Origin of the sequence: Corynebacterium guangdongense, from assembly GCF_030408915.1 — a bacterium.
In the GTDB taxonomy this organism is placed as follows: Bacteria; Actinomycetota; Actinomycetes; order Mycobacteriales; family Mycobacteriaceae; genus Corynebacterium; species Corynebacterium guangdongense.
Genome location: NZ_CP047654.1, coordinates 2,037,729 through 2,056,894, shown reverse-complemented (window position 1 = coordinate 2,056,894; position 19,166 = coordinate 2,037,729). Strand labels below are relative to the sequence as shown.

Below are 19,166 nucleotides of genomic sequence, written 5' to 3'. Positions count from 1 at the left end.
TTGAAAAGGACCCGCCATGACCGCCTCGCTCATCGACACCATCACCCCCTCCTTCCTCAGCGGCCAGTGGATCAGCCCGGCCGAGGACGTCCGCGCCAAGGAGGTGCTCGACGCCAGCACCGGTGAGGTCGTCGCCCGCGTCAGCGCCGAGGGCCTCGACATCGCCGGCGCCATCGACTACGCCCGCACCGTCGGCCAGGCCAACCTGCGCGAGCTCACCATCCACCAGCGCGCCGGCATCATCAAGCAGCTCGCCGCCCACCTCAACGACCACAAGGAGGAGCTCTACGAGCTCGCCGCCAAGGCCGGCGCCACCGGCCGCGACAACGGCGTCGACGTCGACGGCGGCATCACCACGATGTTCGTCTTCTCCTCCAAGGCGCGCCGGGAGCTGCCGAACTCCACCGTCATCATCGACGGCAACACCGAGATCCTCTCCCGCGACGGCAGCTTCCTCGGCACCCACGTCTACACCACCATGACCGGCGCGGCCGTGCAGATCAACGCCTTCAACTTCCCGGTCTGGGGCATGCTCGAGAAATTCGCCCCCGCCTTCATCGCCGGCATGCCCTCGGTGGTCAAGCCGGCCACGCCGACCGGCTACATCACCCAGGCCTGCGTGCGCATCATGCTCGAGTCCGGCCTGCTCCCGGAGGGCTCCCTGCAGCTGATCTCCGGCTCCGCCCACGACCTGCTCGACCACCTCGACTACCGCGACCACGTCGCCTTCACCGGCTCCGCCCGGACCGCCGCCACCCTGCGCTCCCACGACGCCGTGCGCCTGCGCGGCCTGCGCTTCACCGCCGAGGCCGACTCCCTCAACGCCGCCATCCTCGGCGCCGACGTCACCCCGGAGACCCCGGAGTTCGACATCTACGTCAAGGCCGTCTTCAACGAGGTCACCGCCAAGGCCGGGCAGAAGTGCACCGCCGTGCGCCGCGCCATCGTCCCGGCGCCGCTTGTCGACGCCGTCGCCGAGGCCCTGGCCCAGCGCCTCAACGAGAAGGTCACCGCCGGCGACCCCCGCGCCGAGGGCACCACCATGGGCCCGCTGGTCTCCACCGAGCAGGCGCGCGACGTCGCCGAGGCCACCCAGAAACTCATCGACGCCGGCGGCCGCGTGATCACCGGCGGCGCCGCCACCGACGGCGCCTTCTTCCAGCCGACCGTCCTGGTCTTCGACGACGCCGACACCGACGCCGTCCACTCGGTCGAGGCCTTCGGCCCGGTCGTCTCCGTCATCGGCTACACCGACACCGCCGACGCCGTCCGCCTGGCCGCCCGCGGCGAGGGCTCGCTGGTCGCCTCCGTCATCACCCACGACAACGAGATCGCCGGCGAGATCGGCCGCGGCATCGCCGTCCACCACGGCCGCCTGCACTTCCTCGACCGCGACGACGCCAGGACCTCCACCGGCCACGGCTCCCCGCTGCCGCACCTGGTCCACGGCGGCCCGGGCCGCGCCGGCGGCGGCGAGGAGCTCGGCGGCGTCCGCGCCATCAAGCACTACATGCAGCGCACCGCCCTGCAGGGCACCCCGAACCACCTGACCGCCATCACCGGCCAGTGGTACCGCGGCGCCGACGTCAACCGCGTCACCCGCGCCGAGGTCACCGCCGGCACCGCCGAGCACCCCTTCCGCAAGGACGGCACCAGCCTGCGCATCGGTGACCAGTTCGCCTCCGATCCGCGCGAGGTCACCATCGAGGAAATCCTCGACTTCGCCGAGACCACCGGCGACAAGTTCTACGCCCACGTCGACGAGGAAGCCGCCCAGGCCAACCCCTTCTTCCCGGCGCGCGTCGCCCACGGCTACCTGCTGGTCTCCTGGGCCGCCGGACTCTTCGTCTCCCCGGAGCCGGGCCCGGTCCTGGCCAACTACGGCCTGGAGAACCTGCGCTTCGTCAAGCCGGTCACCTACGGCGACACCGTCCGCATCGAACTGACCGCCAAGCGCATCACCCCGCGCGTGACCGACAACTACGCCGAGGTCTGCTGGGACGCCGCCCTGTTCAACCAGGACGACGAACTCGTCGCCACCTACGACGTGCTCACCATGAACGAGCAGGTCAGCGAGACCTACGTCAACTGGGGCAAGTAGGCCCGGACAGCGCACGCACGGCACGCCCCCACCGGTGGACTCCGGCGGGGGCGTCACCGGTTTCCGGGGATGGGCGGTAGCGGGGACCGGCCAGGGCGCCGAGAATTCGCGTGCGCCAGGACGAATCTGCGGAAAGTGCCCGCGGCGGGCCCCTCCCATTATGTAATGTAGGTTACACATCCAAAAATAGCCGTTCACCAGGGAGTTCATCCGGGGCCAGGCGACCGGCTCTCCGGAACACCCTTTCCGGGCGTGAGAACGATGGTCCGTCAGATCAATTTTCGCAGAGGTCAGGATAGAGAAGCTATGACTGAGCACAATTCGCGAATCTCGTTGTTCGTCCCCAACCTGCAGGGCGGAGGGGCGGAGCGGATCATGGTCATGATCGCCAACGGGCTGGCCGAGGCCGGGGAACAGGTGGACCTGGTGGTCGTCAACGCCGCGGGACCGAACAGGGAGCTGGTGGCGGACGGCGTGAACGTGGTGGACCTCAAATCCTCGCGGTTGCTCACGGCGATCCCCGGGTACGCGCGCTACCTGTACCGGCGGCGCCCCCGGAGCGTGATGTCCGCCCTCGGTCACGCGAACATCGCCACCGCCTGGTTGGCCCGGCTGTTCTCCCCACACAGCCGGGTGGTGCTCACGGTGCACAATTCCATGGCCGCCTCGGCCCATGCCGGCGCCCGCGGAAAGTTCCTGCTCCGGCTGGAGCGGCGGGCGCTGATGATGGCCGACCACACGGTCACCGTCTCGGAGGGGATCAGAGACCAGCTGGTGACCTCCCTGGGGCTGGACCCCGCCCGGGTGAGCGCCGTCCTCAACCCGCTGGAGGTGGCGGAAATCTCGAGAAGGTCGGCCGATCCTGCCCATCATCCCTGGCTCGACGAGCCCGGCCCGCCCGTCATCGTGGGGGTGGGCCGACTGGTCCCGGTCAAGGACTTCGAGACCCTGATCCGTGCCTTCGCGCTGGTCGTCGACAAGCAGCCGGCGCGCCTGGTCATCCTGGGCGAGGGGGAGGAGTCCTCCCGCCTGACAGACCTGGTCGCCTCCCTGGGGCTGGAGGAGTGCGTCTCCTTCCCCGGTTTCGTCTCCAACGTCCCGGCCTACCTGGGCAAGGCCGCCGTCTTCGTGCTCTCCTCCCGCTCGGAGGGGCTGCCCGGCGTCCTCCTGGAGGCCCTGGCCTGCGACACCCAGGTGGTGTCGACGGACTGTGAGACGGGGCCGAGAGAAATCCTGGAGGACGGGAAGTGGGGCAAGCTCGTGGACGTCGGCGATCACGAGGCGCTGGCGGAGGCGATCGTGGAGACGTTGTCCCGGGACGACCGGATTCCCACGAAGGCGCGCGCCGCCGACTTCGACTCCGCGATCGCGGTCGGGAAATACCGGAGCCTGCTCACGGCGGGCGGGGGTGAGGAACGTGCCCTGTGAGCCTGGTCCCGGCCGGCGCCCGGTGGTCGCGGCGCCGGCGAATACGCGTGAGTGCAGTAGCCCGAAACATTCATGAAGAACAATGACCGCCGCTGGCGAGCTGGCCTGGAGCTTCAGATGCCACCCGGCGGCGAGGAGGAGCGTCCGATGAAGGTAGTCCATCTGATCAACGGCCTGGGTATGGGCGGGGCGGAAACGATGCTGTTCAACATCGTCACGCAGGGGGAGAAGAGCAGGAAGGCGGAGAACGTCGTCGTCACCCTCGGCCAGGGCGACTACTTCGTCGAGAGGCTGCGCCGCAACGGCCACAGCGTCTATGAGCTGCAGCCCAAATCCGCGCCGGTGTCCGCCCTGAAAACCCTAGCCAAGGTGACGCGCGACGCCGACGCCGTGTGCTCCTGGTCCTACCACACGAACATCCTCTCGCTGTTCACGAAACTGCGCCGGGCCACCCGCCTGTCCTGGATCATCAACCACGCCGACCTGGCCTGGAAAACAAACAAGCCGTTGACCTGGCTGATCATGCGTCTGTGCGCGGCCGCGAGCCGGGTCCCCGACGCCATCGCCTTCAACGGCGAGGCCTCCCAGGAGAAGCACCTGGGCATAGGTTTCCGACCCCGGGCGCAGGGCATCGCCCCGACCGGGTGCGACACGGAGGTCTACACGCCGCAGGCCCGTTCCCCCGAGTACCTCAAGGAGCAGACCGGCGTGGACGTGGCGGAGCAGAAGACGGTGATTTCCGCCGGGCGCTGGGACCCGATCAAGGACCACCGGACCCTCCTGCGCGCCTTCGCCACCGTCCGTAGGGAACTGGAATCGCCCGTCGTGGCGCTGCTGTGCGGCCCCAACGTCACCGCCGACAACGAGCTTCTCGTCGACGAGGTCGAGACCGCCGGACTCGAGGTGGGCAGGGACGTCCTCCTGCTGGGCCCGAGAGACGACCTGGCCCAGCTGATGGCCACCTCCGACCTTTTCGTGCTGCATTCCAAGGCGGAAGCCTTTCCGAACGTGATGATCCAGGCCATGGCGGCGGGGACCCGGGTGGCCAGCACCGACGTGGGCGTCGTGGCCCAGCTGACCAATGGCGCGGTCACCCCGGTCCCGCCCGGCGACGCCGAGCAGCTGGCGCAGGAGATGCTGCGCCAGCTGAGCGCCACGCAGCCCCAGCTGGACCGCGAGGGAAAGACTCTCCGCGAGATCGTCGTGGAGGGCTACTCCCTGCACAGTGTGTCCGCCCGCTATGAAGCCGCCATCTTCGGTGAGTGACGCTCGATCTCCCCTCACGGGGGCGCAGGCGGGGATCCCCTCGGCGGGGGGCAGGTGCGACGTGTCCGGGTCGCCGGCCGGCCCCGACTCTGGTGCGTTCTCCCCGCCGGGCGGGCCCGTGCCCCGGCACAGGACCAGCAATCGCCTGCCGTTGTCTGCCCGGGGGCCGAGGGAAGGAACGGACGAGCAGTGAGGAAACCGAGTGTCGCCGGAATCATCCAGAACACCCTGATGCGCCGGATCGCCATGGTGGCGGGCGGAAACACCCTGGCGCAGCTGGTCACCATCGCGTTCGCCCCCATCATCACGCGTATCTACTCGCCGGAACAGTACGGCATCCAGGGGGTGTTTCTCGCCGCCATCAGCGTGCTCTCGCCGATCGTCGCGTTCCGTTATCCCATGGCCATCGTCATCGCCGAGGACGAGCAGGAAGCCTTCCGGGTGCGGCGGCTCTCGCTGCTGGTGGCCGGAGCCAACTCCTTCGTGCTGGGTCTCATCATCGTGCTGGCTCCGGAGCAGTTACTGAGCCGGCTCGGCCTGGCGGAACTGGGCTGGCTGGTGCTCCTGTTGCCGATCGCGGTGCTGCTGACGGCGTGCCAGGAAATCGCGGTGTACGGCGCCATCCGTGCCAACCAGTTCCGTTCCCTGAGCATGGTGGCGACGGTGCATGCCCTCCTGCTCAACGGGTCGAGGGCGATAGCGGGAAGATTCTCGCCGACGGGTGTCACCCTGGCGGTGATCTCGACCTTCGGGCCCGGCCTCTACGCGGCGATGCTGTCACTGCGGAGGCGGAAGGTCCCGGCAGACGAGAAGCCCGGGAAGGGGGACATGTCCTGGAAGGCGCTGCTGCGGGAGGCGAAGTCGAGGAAGGACTTCCCCCTGTTGCGCACGCCCACCGACCTCATCTACGCCGCGGGCCAGGGCGCCCCGGTGATTCTGCTGAGTTCATCGTTCGGGACGGCGGTGGCGGGCTGGTTCACCCTGGCGCTGACCGCGATGACGCTTCCCTCCAACGTCGTCGGTGGCGCCGTGGGCAATGTGCTCTACTCCCATTACGCCGAACGCTGGAGGCAGAGGGAGCCGGTGTTCCGGGGCGCCCTCAAGTCCACCCTGCTGCTGGTGGGACCCGGGGCGGTGCTCATCCTGGGCAGCATGTTCGCGCCGGCCCTGTTCGGGTTCTTCTTCGGCCAGGAGTGGCGCGAGGCCGGTGAATACGTCAGGTGGCTGGCGATTCCCACCACCGTCATCTTCGCCCAGGTGCCGGCGGTCAGACTGGCCCCCGTCATCGGGCGGCAGGATTTCCTCCTGGTGGGCAACATCATCGCGCTGGCGGTCAGCCTGGGTGCGGTCTTCGTCTCCGCCACCATCTGGGGCGAGCCCCAGGCGTCGGTGGCCGCCTTCGCGGTGTCCTCGGCGGTGTGCAACCTGATTCTCGGACTGGGGCTGTTGATCGCGGCCAAGCGGGCGGACGGGGCCAACCAGGAGTCGCCCTGACCCGGCCGGCGCGCTGAGTCAGGTGCCTGCCGGATGCCCCGGCGTCAGCGCATCTGCAGGTACCACAGGAGCAGCGAATACACCGTGAAGAGGCTCAGCGTGAGAGCGCTGCGCCGGTACGTCGCGAAGTCGATGGCGAGGGCCACCACGACGCAGGCGAAGAACACGGAGATGAACCGCGAGGGGTAGCCGCCGAAGATGATGCTGAAGGCGGCGAGCGAGAAGACGGCGACCGCCAGCCGGACGGGCAGGAGCTGGCCCATCCTCCGCCACATGAGGACGCAGAACACCAGGCAGTACGCCCAGAAGGAAAGGAACAGCCATCCCGCGGCCATGTCGTATTCCTCGGCACGGCGATCGTTCAGGACGCTGAGGACGTCACCCATCAGGGGGCCGGTCAGCAGACTGACGACGGCGCCGCCGAGGATCGGCGGCACGACGGAATTGGGCTGTCCCCAGGAGTCGCGCTTGTAGTACGCGGAAAAGAAGAGCAGCAGAAACAGCGGCGTCGACGTGTGCACGAAGGTGGCGACGAGGACGAGCGCGACGGCGAGGATCCTGTGGCGCCGGAACGTGATCGCCGCCAGGAAGAGCAGCGTGGCCATCGTGGCGGAGCGCGACTGCGAATACGCCATCGTGAGGACCAGCGGATTGACCAGCAGCAGCAGGTAGGGGACGGGCAGGTAATACGCCACGGTGCAGCTGAGGCTGAAGAGGAAGGCCACCGCCACCGCATTGAGGATGGTCTCCCCGGGGATCCCCAGATCCGCCAGCTGGCGCAGGGCCCACCCCCAGAGGTATTCGTAGGTGAAGTATTCCAGGACCGAGTCATAGGAAAACCAGTCGTAGGTGAGGTAGCCGTCCTCGATCTGCTCCAGGTAGTTGCCGCGGTCGTAGAGTGGGGCGCCCTGCATGGACTCGAAAATTTTCGGCCAGGGAAAGGCGGTGAGGAGCACCGTGAACACGGCGGAGACGACGACGGTCTCCGGCACGGAGCGGATCGGCCGGGGGCCGGGGGCGTCCGTAGCGGCCTGCAGTTTCGAGAGGGTCACCATCGTGCTCCACCTTCGCGCAACTCATTGACGACAATCGGTCGGGTCTTCTGCTCGGCTTCGAGAGTTGGCGGACTGAGGCGAGTCACGGGTGACTTCATCTCAGGCCGGTGCCGGTACATGGCTCCACTATTCCTTCTTCCGGCCGCCGTGGGAGCCGATTTCGGGGTTATGCGGCACAGTATTCCCGAAAACGGGTGCCGCCGGGGCGTATGTCCCGGGTCCTGCATCAAAGGAGCCCGCGCTACGAGGGGGACCTCGACCGTACGGCGCTGAATCTCAGGACACTATTAGGTTGGATCCGTTTCCGCCCTCAGGGCGTACTTATCCAGCTAGTATTGCTGTTACGTCCGGGACCTTCGAGTTAAGGAAGTACGCTGACATGAGAATCGGAGTCTTAGCCAGCATCGGTTCCACAATCGACGCTTTCTTCCCCCCGTTGATCGTCAGGTGGGAAGAAAAGGGGCATGAGGTCGTCACCGCGGCGGAAACCCCGGCGCAGGGCAACCACGACATTCTGAAGAACCTGTCGCGCAGGCCCTCCCTCAAGAACCTGCGGGGACATCGCGACGTCGCACGGTGGGTGAAGTCCAGGGATCTGGACGTCGTCATCACGAACACGGCGACGGCGTCGTTCATCGCCAGGGTCCGCCCGGTGGGTGTCCCGGTCATCTACTTCTGCCACGGCCTGCACTGGGACAGCCCCAAGGGGATCAGCAGCCGGATGTGGCAGCTGGCGGAGAAGGCGGTCCTGCGCAACACCGACGCCGTCGTGGTGATCAACCACGACGACGAACAGTGGTTCCGGCGTAATTTCGACCCGGAGCGGGTGCACCGGCTGCCGAGCGGAGTCGGCGTCCCCCTGGACGAATTTCCCCGCAGCCCGATGCCGCCCGTCACAGACGGGATCCGGCTGGCCTGGGGCGGGGAATTCTCGCACCGCAAGAGGCCCCAGCTGGCCGTCCAGGTCATGGCGGAGCTCAGAAGCCTGGGAACCCCGTGCCACCTGACCATGTGCGGAGACGGCCCGCTGCTGACGCAGACCGAGGAGCAGATCGAGGAACTGGGACTGGGCGAGGACATCACCCTGGCCGGACGGGTTCCCCGGTTCGACGACTACATCGCCCGCTCCCATGCCCTGTTGTTGACCTCGACCTGGGAGGGCCTGCCCCGGGTGGGGCTGGAATCCCTGGCGATCGGTCGCCCGGTGTTCGCCTTCGACGTGAAGGGCACCCGCAGCCTGCCCGTGGTCAACCTCGCCCCGGGCGATTCCCCGAGGGCGCTGGCCGAGCTCATCGCCCGGCACCCGTTCGGGGACCCCGAGGCTGTCGCGCTGATCGAGGCCGAGGAGCTCAGCCCGAACCACTCCGCTGACGCGATCCTCGAGGTCGCGGCCTCCCTCGTGGGGCGCTGACGCCGGCGAGCGGCGCGATGCCCGGCAAGCAGACGGGTCCTAGAAGTCCCAGTCGTCGTCGTCGGTCTCCTCGACCTTGCCGATGACGTAGGAGGAGCCCGAGCCGGAGAAGAAGTCGTGGTTCTCGTTGGCCGAAGGGTCCAGGGAGGTCATGACGCCCGGGTTGAACTTGGTGTCGTCGACGGGGAAGAGGGCCTCGTAGCCGAGGTTCATCAGGGCCTTGTTGGCGTTGTAGCGCAGGAAGGCCAGGACGTCCTCGGTCCAGCCGATCGGATCGTAGATCTCGGCAGTGTAGGCGGCCTCGTTCTCGTAGAGGTCCATGAGCAGCTCGATGATCTCGTCGAGCATCTCCGGGTGCTTCTCGCCGGCCTGCTTCTGGAACTTGTAGCCGATGTAGTAGCCGTGGACGGCCTCGTCGCGGATGATCAGGCGGATGATGTCGGCTGTGTTGGTCAGCTCGCCCATGGAGGAGAAGCGCAGCGGCAGGTAGAAGCCGGAGTAGAAGAGGAAGGACTCCAGCATGACGGAGGCGACCTTCTTCTTCAGCGGGTCCTCGCCCTGGTAGTAGGCCAGGATGCGGCGGGCCTTGTACTGCAGCTGTTCGGACTCGCGGCCCCAGCGGAAGGCGTTGTTGATGCGCGGGGTCGAGGCCAGGGTCATGAAGATGTTGGAGTAGGACTTCGCGTGCACCGACTCCATGAAGGAGATGTTGGTGTAGACGGCCTCCTCGTGCATGGTGGCGGCGTCCGGGATGAGCGAGACCGCGCCGACGGTGCCCTGCAGCGTGTCCAGCATGGTCAGGCCGGTGAAGACCTTCATGGTGGCCTCGCGCTGGGCCTCGGTGATGCGCTCCCAGGACTGCTTGTCGTTGGACACCGGGATGGCCTCGGGCAGCCAGAAGTTCGTCGTGAGACGGTTCCAGATGTCGAGGTCGACCTCGTCGCGGATCTCGTTCCAGTTGATGGAGTCGACGACGTCGCCGTCGTGGTAGTCGGCGGGGGAATTGATCTGCTTGGCCTGAGTCATGGGGGTGTCCTGCTCTCCTCTTCCTGACAGGGCGGGGCCTGCTTGCCGACGCCTGATCGCCGCAGCCGTGCACGTCCGCCGCCCAATTATTGTCCCGCTCATGCTACCCACCAAGAGCCCGCTCGGCGAACCTGTGTGCTCACCGGCGCCGCCCGCGCCGGCTCGGCGTCCCGTTTCCGGGCGGCGGTCCGGGACCCCGCCGATATGCCAGACTGGGAGGGTGACCGTTCGCAAGAAGACCCGCCTCACGTTCGGGGACCGCCGGTACATCCTCCGCCGGGCGTTTTTGTCGTTCTGGCTGGGGCCGGGCATCGACAACGGGGCGAAGCTGACGTTTTTCTCCATCCTTGCGTTCGCGCCGACGATTCTGGCGATCTACGCCATCGGCACGCTCATCCTCGCCAACAACTGGGCGCTGGTCATCCAGACCACCGGGGACTTCATCGCCACCTACGTCCCGCCCGACTACCGGAACCTGGCCGGCGACGTCGTCGAGATGGTGGTCGGCACCCGCACCGAGGGCCTGATCAGCCTCGTCATTTCCGTGGCGGTGTCGCTGTTCTCCGCCTCGGGTTACGTGCGCGCCTTCGCCCGCACCGCCAACCAGGCCTATGGCGTTACCGAGGGCCGCAACCCGGTGCGGCTGTGGGGGAGCATGGTCCTGGTCACCGCCGTGCAGATCATCGGCGTGGTCGCCGTCATCGCCGCGCTCACCGTCAACGAGCCGCTGGTGGAGACGCTCCTGCGGCCGGTGGCCGGCCCGCTGGGCATCCAGGGGGCGGTGAATTTCCTGACCGAGAACTTCCTGCCCGTCTGGGCCTGGCTGCGCTGGCCGGTCATGGTGGTGATCATCGTGCTGCTCATCGACGTCCTCTACTTCTTCACGCCGAACCTGCGCGCGCCGCGCATCCGGTGGCTGTCCACGGGCTCCGCTTTCGCCACCACGGGCATCGCCGCCGTCGGCGCCGTCTTCTTCGTCTACCTGCGCTACTTCACGGGGCTGAGCCCCTACGGGGTGCTCGGCTCGGTGCTCGCGGTCATCTTCACGTTGTGGGCGATGAACATCATCGTCGTCTTCGGGCTCATGATCGACGTGGAGTCCGAGCGGGTGCGCCAGCTGCGCCAGGGGCACGCCTTCGAGTCGGAGTTCGATCTGCCCCTGCGCGGCCGCAAGGGCGTCGAGTTCCAGGACCGCGTGCGCACGAGCCTGGTGGAGCAGGCGCGCGACATCCGCACCTCGATGGAGGGACAGCCGGCTGGGAAGCGGGAGGGTGGGGAGCCGCGGGGGTAGGCCAGCCCCGCCGGGGTGGCCCCTGCCGCCCCGGCGGCTGGGCCGCCTCGATCGGGCACGGCCCACCGCCGCGCACGGGTCCCCGGCCGCCGGAGGTGGGCCCACCAGGGGGATAGGGGCGATAGTCAGGCGCTCGTCCCGGGCGCCGGCCCCGGCTCCCGGGGGAATGCTGGCCCGGGATATTGGGCTGGCAGGGCCAGCGGGATAAAGAAACGGTTACCTGTCGCACATTTAGTTGTTAAGGTCAAATTGATGTTCTTTACCGAAGACACATAGAGGGGCTGGCGCCTGATGGAACTGCGGGATTATCTACTGCTTCTCCGGAAAAACTGGATCCTCATCATGTTGCTGACGATGGTGGGGCTCGCGGTGGGTGCGACGGCCTCCGCCCTCGCGGCGCCGGTATATCAATCCCGGACCCAGTTGTACGTCTCGGTCAGGGCCGGGACGGAAAGCGCCAGCGACCTCGTGCAGGGCGCGAGCTACTCCAGCCAGATCGTCAACAGCTACGTCGACGTCATCACCAGCGGCCTGGTGCTCGACCCGGTGGTCGAGGAGCTGGACCTCCCCATCACCAGCACCGAGCTGGCCAGGCGGGTGGACGCGAGCTCGCCGTCTGATTCGGCGCTGATCGACATTTTCGCCCGGGGCTACAGCCCGGAGGAGGCCGCGCTCCTGGCCAACACCGTGGGGGAGAGTTTCAAGGAGGTCGTCCGCACCCAGCTGGAGCCGGAGGACGGCACCGGCCCCAGCCCGGTGGCGCTGACGACGACCCAGGTCGGCCTCGAGCCGGAGGGCCCCGTCAGCCCGGACGTGATGCTCAACCTGCTGCTGGGGGCCCTGGTGGGTTTCGCCGCCGGCTTCGGGTTGGCGGTGCTCAGGTCGATGCTGGACAACCGGGTTCATTCCGCGGAGGACATTGAACTGCTCACGGAGGAACCCGTCCTGGGCGGCATCGTCCACGACCCCCGGGCGAAGAAGAATCCGTTGGTCGCCCAGTCCGATCCGCAGAGTCCGCGGGCGGAGGCCTATCGTTCGCTGCGCACCAATCTGCAGTTCGTCACCGTCGGGGTGGACAAGCCGGTGATGGTCGTGACCTCCCCGAAGCCGGCGGAGGGAAAGACCACCACGGCACTGAACCTGGCGCTGACCCTGTCGCAGACGGGATCGAGGGTGGTGGTGGTGGAGGGCGACCTGCGCAAACCCAGGATCTCAGAGTACCTCGGTATTGAGGGGGGCGCGGGGCTGACCGACGTCCTCATCGGGCGCGCCGAGCCCCTCGACGTGCTGCAGCGGTGGGGGCGGACCCAGTTCTACGTGCTGCCGGGCGGCAGGATCCCGCCCAACCCGAGCGAGCTGCTCGGCTCGCAGCAGATGAGCGACCTGCTGGAGGAGCTCAGCTCGCAGTTCGACTACGTGATCGTCGACGCCCCGCCGGTGCTCGCCGTGACCGATGCGGCCGTGCTGGGCAAGGAGAGCGCCGGCGTGCTGCTGATCGTGGCGGCCGGTTCCACCACCAGGCAGGACGTCACCGGTTCCCTGCAGGCCCTGGAGACCGCGGGGGTCAACGTGCTCGGCGTGGTGGCGACGATGCTGCCGGCCAAGGGACCCAATTCCTACTCCTACGGCCGGTACTCCTACCGGGCGCAGACCCCGGACCAGCACGGTGAGTTCGCCGAAATCTCCGCGGGCAGCACGCGGGCGAGTCGCGCCGGGACCGGGGTGTCAGATGTCGACTGACTTTCAGCTCCTCCTCGTCTGCACCGGCAACGTCTGCCGCTCGCCCTTCGCCGAAGCCCTCTTCCGGGACCGGTTCCGGGACACGCAGGAGATCCGCTTCGTCTCCGCCGGCACCGATGCGCTGGTGGGGGAGGGGATGTTCGAGGCCACCCGCCTGACGGCGGCACGTTATGGCTTGGCGGACAGCGGGGAGCATAAGGCGCGCCAGTTGACGGCCGCGGACCTGGAGGCCGCGGATCTCATTCTGGTCATGACCGCGGAGCAACGTAAACAGGTCGTGGAACTCAGCCCCCGCACCACCCGTCGGGTGTTCACGCTGCGTGAGTTCGCCCGCCTCGCCGCGGTGACCTCCGACGGGGACCTCAGGATGGAGATCGGCGGGCCGGACGTGTCGGACGCCGAGAAACTGCGCGGCGTCGTGCGGGCGGTCGCGCTGGCCCGGGGCGCGCTCACCCCGCTCACCCGTGCGTCGGAGCTCGACGTGGTCGATCCTTACCGGCAAGCGATGGACGTGCACGCGGTCTCCGCCCAGCAGATCGTCGAGGCCACCAACGCCGTGGTCGACCTGTTCTCCCGCGCCCTGCGCGTGGCGCCCTGACCCTCGGCCCGGCCCCGCCGCCACCGCCTGAGGGCGCAGCGCCGTCCACCCCCACGGGAACCGCCAGCACCGGGCGGGCCCCGCTCCGGGCGTGTGGCCCACACCACCCCAAGCCCCGCCCTCCGCGCGCCTCACGCAAGTTTGCACGCCGTGCAATATTGCAGTAAATGTAGTGAGGTGACCTCAACCCCTGATCCCTCGGCGATCCCGCCGAGCACCGCCCCGGGCCCGGCGCCGCAGAACGACCCTGCCGCGCCGGGGCTGCGGGAGCGCAAGAAGATCGAGACGCGCCGGCGCATCCGGCACGCGGCCCTCGACCTGGCGATGGAGCACGGACTCGAGCAGCTCACCGTCGAGATGATCGCCGACAAGGTCGACCTCTCCCGGCGCACCTTCTTCAACTACTTCGCAACCAAGGAGGACGCGCTGGTCACCGACAGCGCCGGCCTCGGCGACAGGATCCGCCCGCTTCTCGACGCCCGCCCCACCGGCGAACCCGTCCTACACAGCCTGCGGGTCATCCTCACCGAGAACGACCTCTTCCAGCTCACCGGCGCCAACCGCGCCCGGGCCCGGGCCCGCCAGCAGCTGGTCTGGGAACATCCGCTGCTCCTGGCCCGCCAGCTGGCCGCCGACGCCCAGGCCACCCGCGAGCTGGCCGGGGTCATCGCCGAGCGCATGGGCCTGGACCCGGTCACCGACCTCCGCCCGATGGTGCTGGCCAGCGCCGTCAGCTCCAATTTCCGGGTCGCCGTCAGGCACTGGGCCCGCAACGAGGACACCGTGCTCAGCGAGCTGGTCGCCGAGGCCTTCGACGCCCTGCGCGCCGAGCTGGAACCCCCGCCCGCCACATAGAAACTTCAGCGATCACGAACCCACCAACTCAAGGACGACAATGACCCAGACACCGCCCCCCGGCGACCAGCCGAAATCCATGTACGAGAGCACGGCGCAGCGCAACGTGCTGCTCTTCGTCCTGCTGGTCGGCGCCTTTGTGCTGATCCTCAACCAGACGCTGCTCAACACCGCGCTGCCGCACCTGATGGACTACTTCGACATCACCGCCGGCGAGGCGCAGTGGGTGACCACGCTGTTTATGCTGGTCAACGGCATCATGATTCCGGTGACGGCGTTTCTCATCGGCAAGTTCTCCACCCGCCAGCTCTTCATCGGCGCGATGATCCTGTTCTCCGTGGGCACGCTGGTCGCCGCGCTCGCCCCGGCCTACTGGATCCTGCTGCTGGGCCGTGTCCTCCAGGCCGCGGCCGGCGGCATCATCATGCCGCTGATGCAGACCATCCTCTTCGCCATCTTCCCGCGCAACAAGCGCGGCTCCGCGATGGGTGTGTTCGGCCTCATCATCGGCTTCGCCCCGGCGATCGGCCCCTCCCTGTCCGGCTGGATCGTCGACCACTACCCGTGGCACGCCCTGTTCTGGCTGATGCTGCCGTTCTCCCTGGTCTCGGCGACCATCGCCGCCGTCCTGCTCAAGAACGTCACCGAGCGCACCGACCCGACCCTCGACGTCCTCTCGGTCGTCCTGTCCACCCTCGGCTTCGGCGGCCTGCTCTTCGGCTTCTCCATGGTCGGCACCGCCGGCTGGACCGCCCCGGCCACCCTGGTCTCCCTCGCCGTCGGCCTGGTCGCCCTGGTGTGGTTCATCCGCCGCCAGCTGCGCCTGGACGAGCCGATGCTGCAGCTGCGCGTCCTGCGCAACCGCCAGTTCACCCTGAACACCGTCCTCGGCGCGCTCGTGTTCATCGCGATGATCGGCGGCATGATCATCCTGCCGGTGGTCATGCAGACCATGCTCGGCTTCAGCGCCCTCGAGTCCGGCCTGGCACTGCTGCCGGGCGCCCTGATCATGGGCCTGATCAGCCCGATCACCGGCCGACTCTTCGACAGGTTCGGCGGCCGCTGGCTGGTCGTCGTCGGTTTCGCCCTGATCACCGGCACCGGCGCGGCCTTCGCCAACCTCTCCACCGGGACCACCTTCACCTACATCGCCGTCGTCAACGCGCTGCGCATGATCGGCACCTCCATGGTGATGATGCCGGCGACCACCGCCGCCCTGAACCAGCTGCCGCCGCGGATGATCCCGCACGGCACCGCCGTCAACAACACCATCCGCCAGGTCGCCGCCTCCGTCGGCACCGCGGTCCTGGTCAGCGTAATGACCATGTCCGCCGGCCCCGGCCTCGAGGGTGGCATCCAGGGCGCGAACACCGCCTTCTGGGTCGCCACCGCCGTCGCCGCGCTCGGTTTCGTGGGCGGGTTCTTCATCCGCAACTCCCACGGCGAGGAGACCGAGGGCAACGTGAAGACCAAGGTCGAGCCCCCGCGCACGGAGACCCCCAACGCGGCAGTCATCACGGAGTCCTCCGTCGAGGCCCCCACCGATGCCACGACCGCCCGGGCGCTGGACCCGCTCGCGCCGGAGGACGTCGAGAAGCTGAAGTAGCTAGCGTTCCGGCCGCTCGGGCACCATGCTTGCCGACGCCCGCTGCGCCGGCGCCGGCAGCCGCTCCTCGATGATCTCGCGCTCCGGCCACTGCTGCGGCAGGCCGTCACGCCCGTAGGACAGACGACGGTGCAGCTGCTCGAAGGGGCCGGGCCGGCCCGCCAGCTCCAGGGCCCACGCCAGCCCCAGCGTCACCGACCACACCGACAGGGCCAGCAGGAACTGGCCGAAGGCCCCGATCTCCTTGCCGACGCCCAGCGTGAACGGCAGGCAGATGATCAGGAAGAGCACCGACTGGGCGAGGTAGCCGCTCATCGAGCGCTTGCCCAGCGCCGCCACCATCCGCAGCGGCAGGGCGAGCGTCGCGCCGGCCCGGCGCCGCTTCTCCAGCGGTTCGCAGGCCAGCAGAATCGCCGCCGCGATGCCCGGGCCCGTGAGCACGCCGAAGACCTGGTTGAGGATCATGAGCATGCTCGACCACTCGCCGGGCAGGATCCCGAGCGCGGCCAGTCCCATCGGCAGGCCGACGCCGAGGATCACGAGCACCGTGACGGCGACCGCCGCCCACAGCACCCGGCGGTACCTGTCGATGTGGAGGTGCACCCCCTGACGCGCCGCCACGAACCCGACCAGCATCACCGGCAGCAGGGACAGCGCCGTCATCGGCAGGCTGGCCGCGGTGATCAGCAGCCAGCCCGCACCGAACAGGACGTAGAAGGGGTAGTGGGGGAAGTCCGGCAGCAGCTGGCCTAGATCCTGGCCCAGGTATTCTGCCGGCACCAGCGCGCCGACGACGATGGTGACCACCGTGATGGCCAACCAGATCACGCCCGCGGTGCGCAGCAGCGTCCTGTCGCTGCGCCCGAGGAGCAGGATGACGATCATCGCGAGCACCCCGTAGGTGAACATGATGTCGCCGAAGAAGAGGAAGACCGCGTGGAGGGCGCCGAAGGCCGCCAGCCAGCCGTAGCGCTTCGCGAGCGCCTTCTTGATCTCGCGCTTCGCGAGCGCCTTCTTGATCTCGCGCTGCGGGTACCCGCGCCGGGCCAGGCTCAGGGCGATCAGCCCGATCCCGAAGCCGAGCAGCGTGGTGAACATTGGCAGTCCCCGGACGTGGGCGAACATCGCGGAGAGCACGACCGCGACCTCGTCGAGAAACCCGAAGGGGCCGACCCCGCCGAAGCCGGCGCCGCGGACCTCGGCGGGGACGACGGCCCAGGCGGTGGAGAGGTTGGCCCAGGCGATGCCGAACAGGGCGAGGCCACGGGCTATGTCGGGGGCGATGATTCTTTGTCTGGGAGGTGCGTCTATCTGGGACATGGGTGCCGTCGCTTTCAAATGAGGGGAATGCCGGGGTCGGCGCCCTCAGCCTATGGCTGGGCGCCACGACCCGCATCAGGGGAGACCCCGACCTTCGGAGGTCCCCACACCGGTTCGTCCTCCGCACGGTGCCCCGGTGCCCCGTCTTGGTGGTGTCCCCTGGACGGGCTACCCAGCCGCCGAGGAGCCCACCGGCAGCGCCTGCGCCATGCCTTCCGTGAACCCGGCACCCTGCACCCACAACATCGAGTGCGCCAGCGCCACCTCGGCCGCCTGGTTGGTGACGTCCGGCGTGCGGTAGAACTCGAAGCGCACCCGGTCGGGGGAGAGGCGCGCGACCGCGTAGCCGTGGTGGTCGAGCTCCACGTGCTTGAGGTGCGGGTTCGCGGCCAACAGGTAGGACTCCGCCAGGTGGCTGACGGCATTCTCCTTCGGGGCGCCGATGATCTCGTCGATGTTCGGCGCCGAGACCGAGGAGCCCACCAGTTCCGCGCCGAGGATCCTGCCGCCGTGGGAAATCTCGTGCGCCCACTCGGTGTGGATGTCGCCGGTGAGCATGAGCACGTTCGACCCCTTCTCCGCCAGCAGCTTGAGCAGCGCCGCCCGGGCGGCGCCGTAGCCGTCCCACTGGTCGGAGTTCAGCGGCACCCCGGGGAACCCCTGAGCCGACCCAATCCCATGCTCGGCGAGGAAATCCGCGACCGGTCGCGTTCGTTCGTCCTGCTGCAGCGTGAGCAGGTTCATCGGGGAGAACATCACCGAGGTGCCCAATACGTTCCATGTCGTTGCGGAGGTGCGGATCCTGCCGGCCAGCCATTGGGCCTGTTCGGAGCCGAGCATGGTGCGCCCCGGGTCGTCGTAGCCGGCCAGGTCGAAGGAGGCGGCCTCGCTGTCGCGGTAGGTGCGCAGGTCCATGATGGTCAGCTCAACCAGGTCGCCGTAGCTGAAGGAGCGGTAGATATGGCCCTGCTGGGACGGGGAGGTCTCGCGGATCGGCAGCCACTCGAAGTAGGCCTGCATGGCGGCGTTGCGCCGGGCGAGCCAGTCGCCCTCGGTCGCCGGCTGGTGGTTCGCCGCGCCACCGGACCAGGAGTTGTCCGCCGTCTCGTGGTCGTCCCACACGACGACCCACGGCAGCGCGGCGTGCGCAGACTGCAGGTCGACATCGGTGCGGTACTGGCCGTAGCGCATGCGGTAGTCCGCCAGCGTGACAACCTCGTGCGCCGGCTTGACCAGGCGGAATGGGCCGAAGCCGGAGTACTCGCCGGGGCCGTACTCGTAGATGTAGTCGCCGAGGAAGACCACCAGGTCCAGCTCCGCGGCGCGGCCGCGCGCCGCCATGTCCCGGTAGGCGGCGAAATAGCCGGACTCCCAGTTCGCGCAGGAGGCAACGGCGATGTTCATGCTCTCGACAGTGGCGGCGAACGCCGGCGCGGTGTGGGTGCGACCGACGGGGGAGACCGTCCCGGTGTACCTGCCGGTGAACACGGTGAAACGGTAGAAGTACTCCGTGTCGGGTTCCAGGCCCCAGGGGTCGACGTGCACGGTGTGGTCGGTGGCGGCCGTCACGACGGTCTCACCCGAGCCGATGATGCGGGTGAAAGCCTCGTCTGTGGCGATCTCCCAGCGCAGCCGAACATCCTCGCCCCTGCCGGAGCCGGGGACAGCGTCCTCGCCCGGGGTCACCCGGGTCCACAGGATGACCGTGTCCGGTAGCGGATCACCCGAGGCGACGCCGTGGCGGAAGGGGAGCGGCTGCACGGGATAGGCCTCGGGTTGGCGTGCCTTGGCGGCTTCGAGATCCCGAACATCGCTGAGGGAGGAACCCTCGTTCGAGGACAGCTGGGATTGGGCCGCCGGCGCTCCGGCGATGCTAAGCGCCACAGCACCGGCGGTGGACTGCAGGACACGACGGCGGCTGAGGCCCTGACGGCCACGCTCCGGAGAGTTCATGGATCACATCATGGGCCAGAAT

General features: G+C 68.4%; 14 protein-coding genes. 10 read left to right on the top strand and 4 right to left on the bottom strand.

Going from position 1 to position 19,166, the window contains the following annotated elements; translation table 11 throughout:
• Positions 1–16: 16 nt before the first annotated feature.
• From paaZ to CGUA_RS09645, 4 genes are all read left to right on the top strand, one after another.
• Positions 17–2,101, top strand: coding sequence for a phenylacetic acid degradation bifunctional protein PaaZ (gene paaZ, locus CGUA_RS09660; protein WP_290195131.1), 2,085 nt, complete (start codon positions 17–19; stop codon positions 2,099–2,101).
• A gap of 306 nt (positions 2,102–2,407) precedes the next feature.
• Positions 2,408–3,529, top strand: coding sequence for a glycosyltransferase (locus CGUA_RS09655; RefSeq protein WP_290195129.1), 1,122 nt, complete (start codon positions 2,408–2,410; stop codon positions 3,527–3,529).
• Between the two features lie 72 nt (positions 3,530–3,601).
• Positions 3,602–4,795: a glycosyltransferase gene (locus CGUA_RS09650; protein ID WP_290195127.1), complete on the top strand. Its 1,194-nt coding sequence runs from the start codon at positions 3,602–3,604 to the stop codon at positions 4,793–4,795.
• Between the two features lie 189 nt (positions 4,796–4,984).
• A complete protein-coding gene (locus tag CGUA_RS09645) occupies positions 4,985–6,289 on the top strand; it encodes a lipopolysaccharide biosynthesis protein (protein ID WP_290195125.1) in 1,305 nt (434 codons plus the stop codon).
• A gap of 44 nt (positions 6,290–6,333) precedes the next feature.
• Here CGUA_RS09645 and CGUA_RS09640 read toward each other — a convergent pair whose 3' ends face one another.
• Entirely contained in the window at positions 6,334–7,341 is a 1,008-nt protein-coding gene (locus tag CGUA_RS09640) for a hypothetical protein (protein WP_290195123.1), read from the bottom strand.
• 382 nt (positions 7,342–7,723) lie between these two features.
• Between CGUA_RS09640 and CGUA_RS09635 the strand changes: the two genes are divergently transcribed.
• A complete protein-coding gene (locus CGUA_RS09635; RefSeq protein WP_290195121.1) occupies positions 7,724–8,755 on the top strand; it encodes a glycosyltransferase in 1,032 nt (343 codons plus the stop codon).
• A gap of 39 nt (positions 8,756–8,794) precedes the next feature.
• Here the strand turns inward: CGUA_RS09635 and nrdF are convergent, their stop codons facing one another.
• Positions 8,795–9,781, bottom strand: coding sequence for a class 1b ribonucleoside-diphosphate reductase subunit beta (gene nrdF, locus CGUA_RS09630; RefSeq protein ID WP_290195120.1), 987 nt, complete (start codon positions 9,779–9,781; stop codon positions 8,795–8,797).
• A 220-nt stretch (positions 9,782–10,001) separates the two neighbouring features.
• Here nrdF and CGUA_RS09625 point away from each other — a divergent pair, with 220 nt between their 5' ends.
• The 5 genes from CGUA_RS09625 to CGUA_RS09605 all read left to right on the top strand — a co-directional run bounded on the left by CGUA_RS09625 (position 10,002) and on the right by CGUA_RS09605 (position 15,871).
• The gene (locus CGUA_RS09625) at positions 10,002–11,072 is read left to right on the top strand and encodes a YihY/virulence factor BrkB family protein (protein ID WP_290195118.1); all 1,071 of its coding nucleotides are present in this window, start codon (positions 10,002–10,004) and stop codon (positions 11,070–11,072) included.
• A 291-nt stretch (positions 11,073–11,363) separates the two neighbouring features.
• The gene (locus CGUA_RS09620) at positions 11,364–12,812 is read left to right on the top strand and encodes a tyrosine-protein kinase domain-containing protein (protein WP_290195115.1); all 1,449 of its coding nucleotides are present in this window, start codon (positions 11,364–11,366) and stop codon (positions 12,810–12,812) included.
• Positions 12,802–13,410 (top strand): arsenate reductase/protein-tyrosine-phosphatase family protein, encoded by a 609-nt coding sequence (locus tag CGUA_RS09615; protein ID WP_290195113.1) that lies wholly within the window; start codon positions 12,802–12,804, stop codon positions 13,408–13,410. The genes CGUA_RS09620 and CGUA_RS09615 overlap by 11 nt, the downstream gene beginning before the upstream one ends.
• A gap of 177 nt (positions 13,411–13,587) precedes the next feature.
• Positions 13,588–14,265: a TetR/AcrR family transcriptional regulator gene (locus CGUA_RS09610; RefSeq protein WP_290195111.1), complete on the top strand. Its 678-nt coding sequence runs from the start codon at positions 13,588–13,590 to the stop codon at positions 14,263–14,265.
• 40 nt (positions 14,266–14,305) lie between these two features.
• On the top strand, positions 14,306–15,871 hold the full coding sequence (locus CGUA_RS09605; RefSeq protein ID WP_290195108.1) for an MDR family MFS transporter: 1,566 nt from the start codon (positions 14,306–14,308) through the stop codon (positions 15,869–15,871).
• On the opposite strand, the gene CGUA_RS09600 is transcribed toward CGUA_RS09605, so the two are convergent.
• The gene (locus CGUA_RS09600; RefSeq protein WP_290195106.1) at positions 15,872–17,191 is read right to left on the bottom strand and encodes a DUF418 domain-containing protein; all 1,320 of its coding nucleotides are present in this window, start codon (positions 17,189–17,191) and stop codon (positions 15,872–15,874) included.
• Positions 17,192–17,359: 168 nt separating this feature from the next.
• A complete protein-coding gene (locus tag CGUA_RS09595) occupies positions 17,360–19,144 on the bottom strand; it encodes an alkaline phosphatase D family protein (RefSeq protein ID WP_290195104.1) in 1,785 nt (594 codons plus the stop codon).
• Positions 19,145–19,166 lie beyond the last annotated feature (22 nt).

Excerpts from the sequence above, each read along its gene's own strand:
- paaZ (WP_290195131.1), top strand. The coding sequence starts at position 17 with ATGACCGCCTCGCTCATCGACACCATCACCCCCTCCTTCCTCAGCGGC.
- CGUA_RS09655 (WP_290195129.1), top strand. The coding sequence starts at position 2,408 with ATGACTGAGCACAATTCGCGAATCTCGTTGTTCGTCCCCAACCTGCAG.
- CGUA_RS09650 (WP_290195127.1), top strand. The coding sequence starts at position 3,602 with ATGAAGAACAATGACCGCCGCTGGCGAGCTGGCCTGGAGCTTCAGATG.
- CGUA_RS09635 (WP_290195121.1), top strand. The coding sequence starts at position 7,724 with ATGAGAATCGGAGTCTTAGCCAGCATCGGTTCCACAATCGACGCTTTC.
- nrdF (WP_290195120.1), bottom strand. The coding sequence starts at position 9,781 with ATGACTCAGGCCAAGCAGATCAATTCCCCCGCCGACTACCACGACGGC.
- CGUA_RS09620 (WP_290195115.1), top strand. The coding sequence starts at position 11,364 with ATGGAACTGCGGGATTATCTACTGCTTCTCCGGAAAAACTGGATCCTC.
- CGUA_RS09615 (WP_290195113.1), top strand. The coding sequence starts at position 12,802 with ATGTCGACTGACTTTCAGCTCCTCCTCGTCTGCACCGGCAACGTCTGC.
- CGUA_RS09605 (WP_290195108.1), top strand. The coding sequence starts at position 14,306 with ATGACCCAGACACCGCCCCCCGGCGACCAGCCGAAATCCATGTACGAG.
- CGUA_RS09600 (WP_290195106.1), bottom strand. The coding sequence starts at position 17,191 with ATGTCCCAGATAGACGCACCTCCCAGACAAAGAATCATCGCCCCCGAC.
- CGUA_RS09595 (WP_290195104.1), bottom strand. The coding sequence starts at position 19,144 with ATGAACTCTCCGGAGCGTGGCCGTCAGGGCCTCAGCCGCCGTCGTGTC.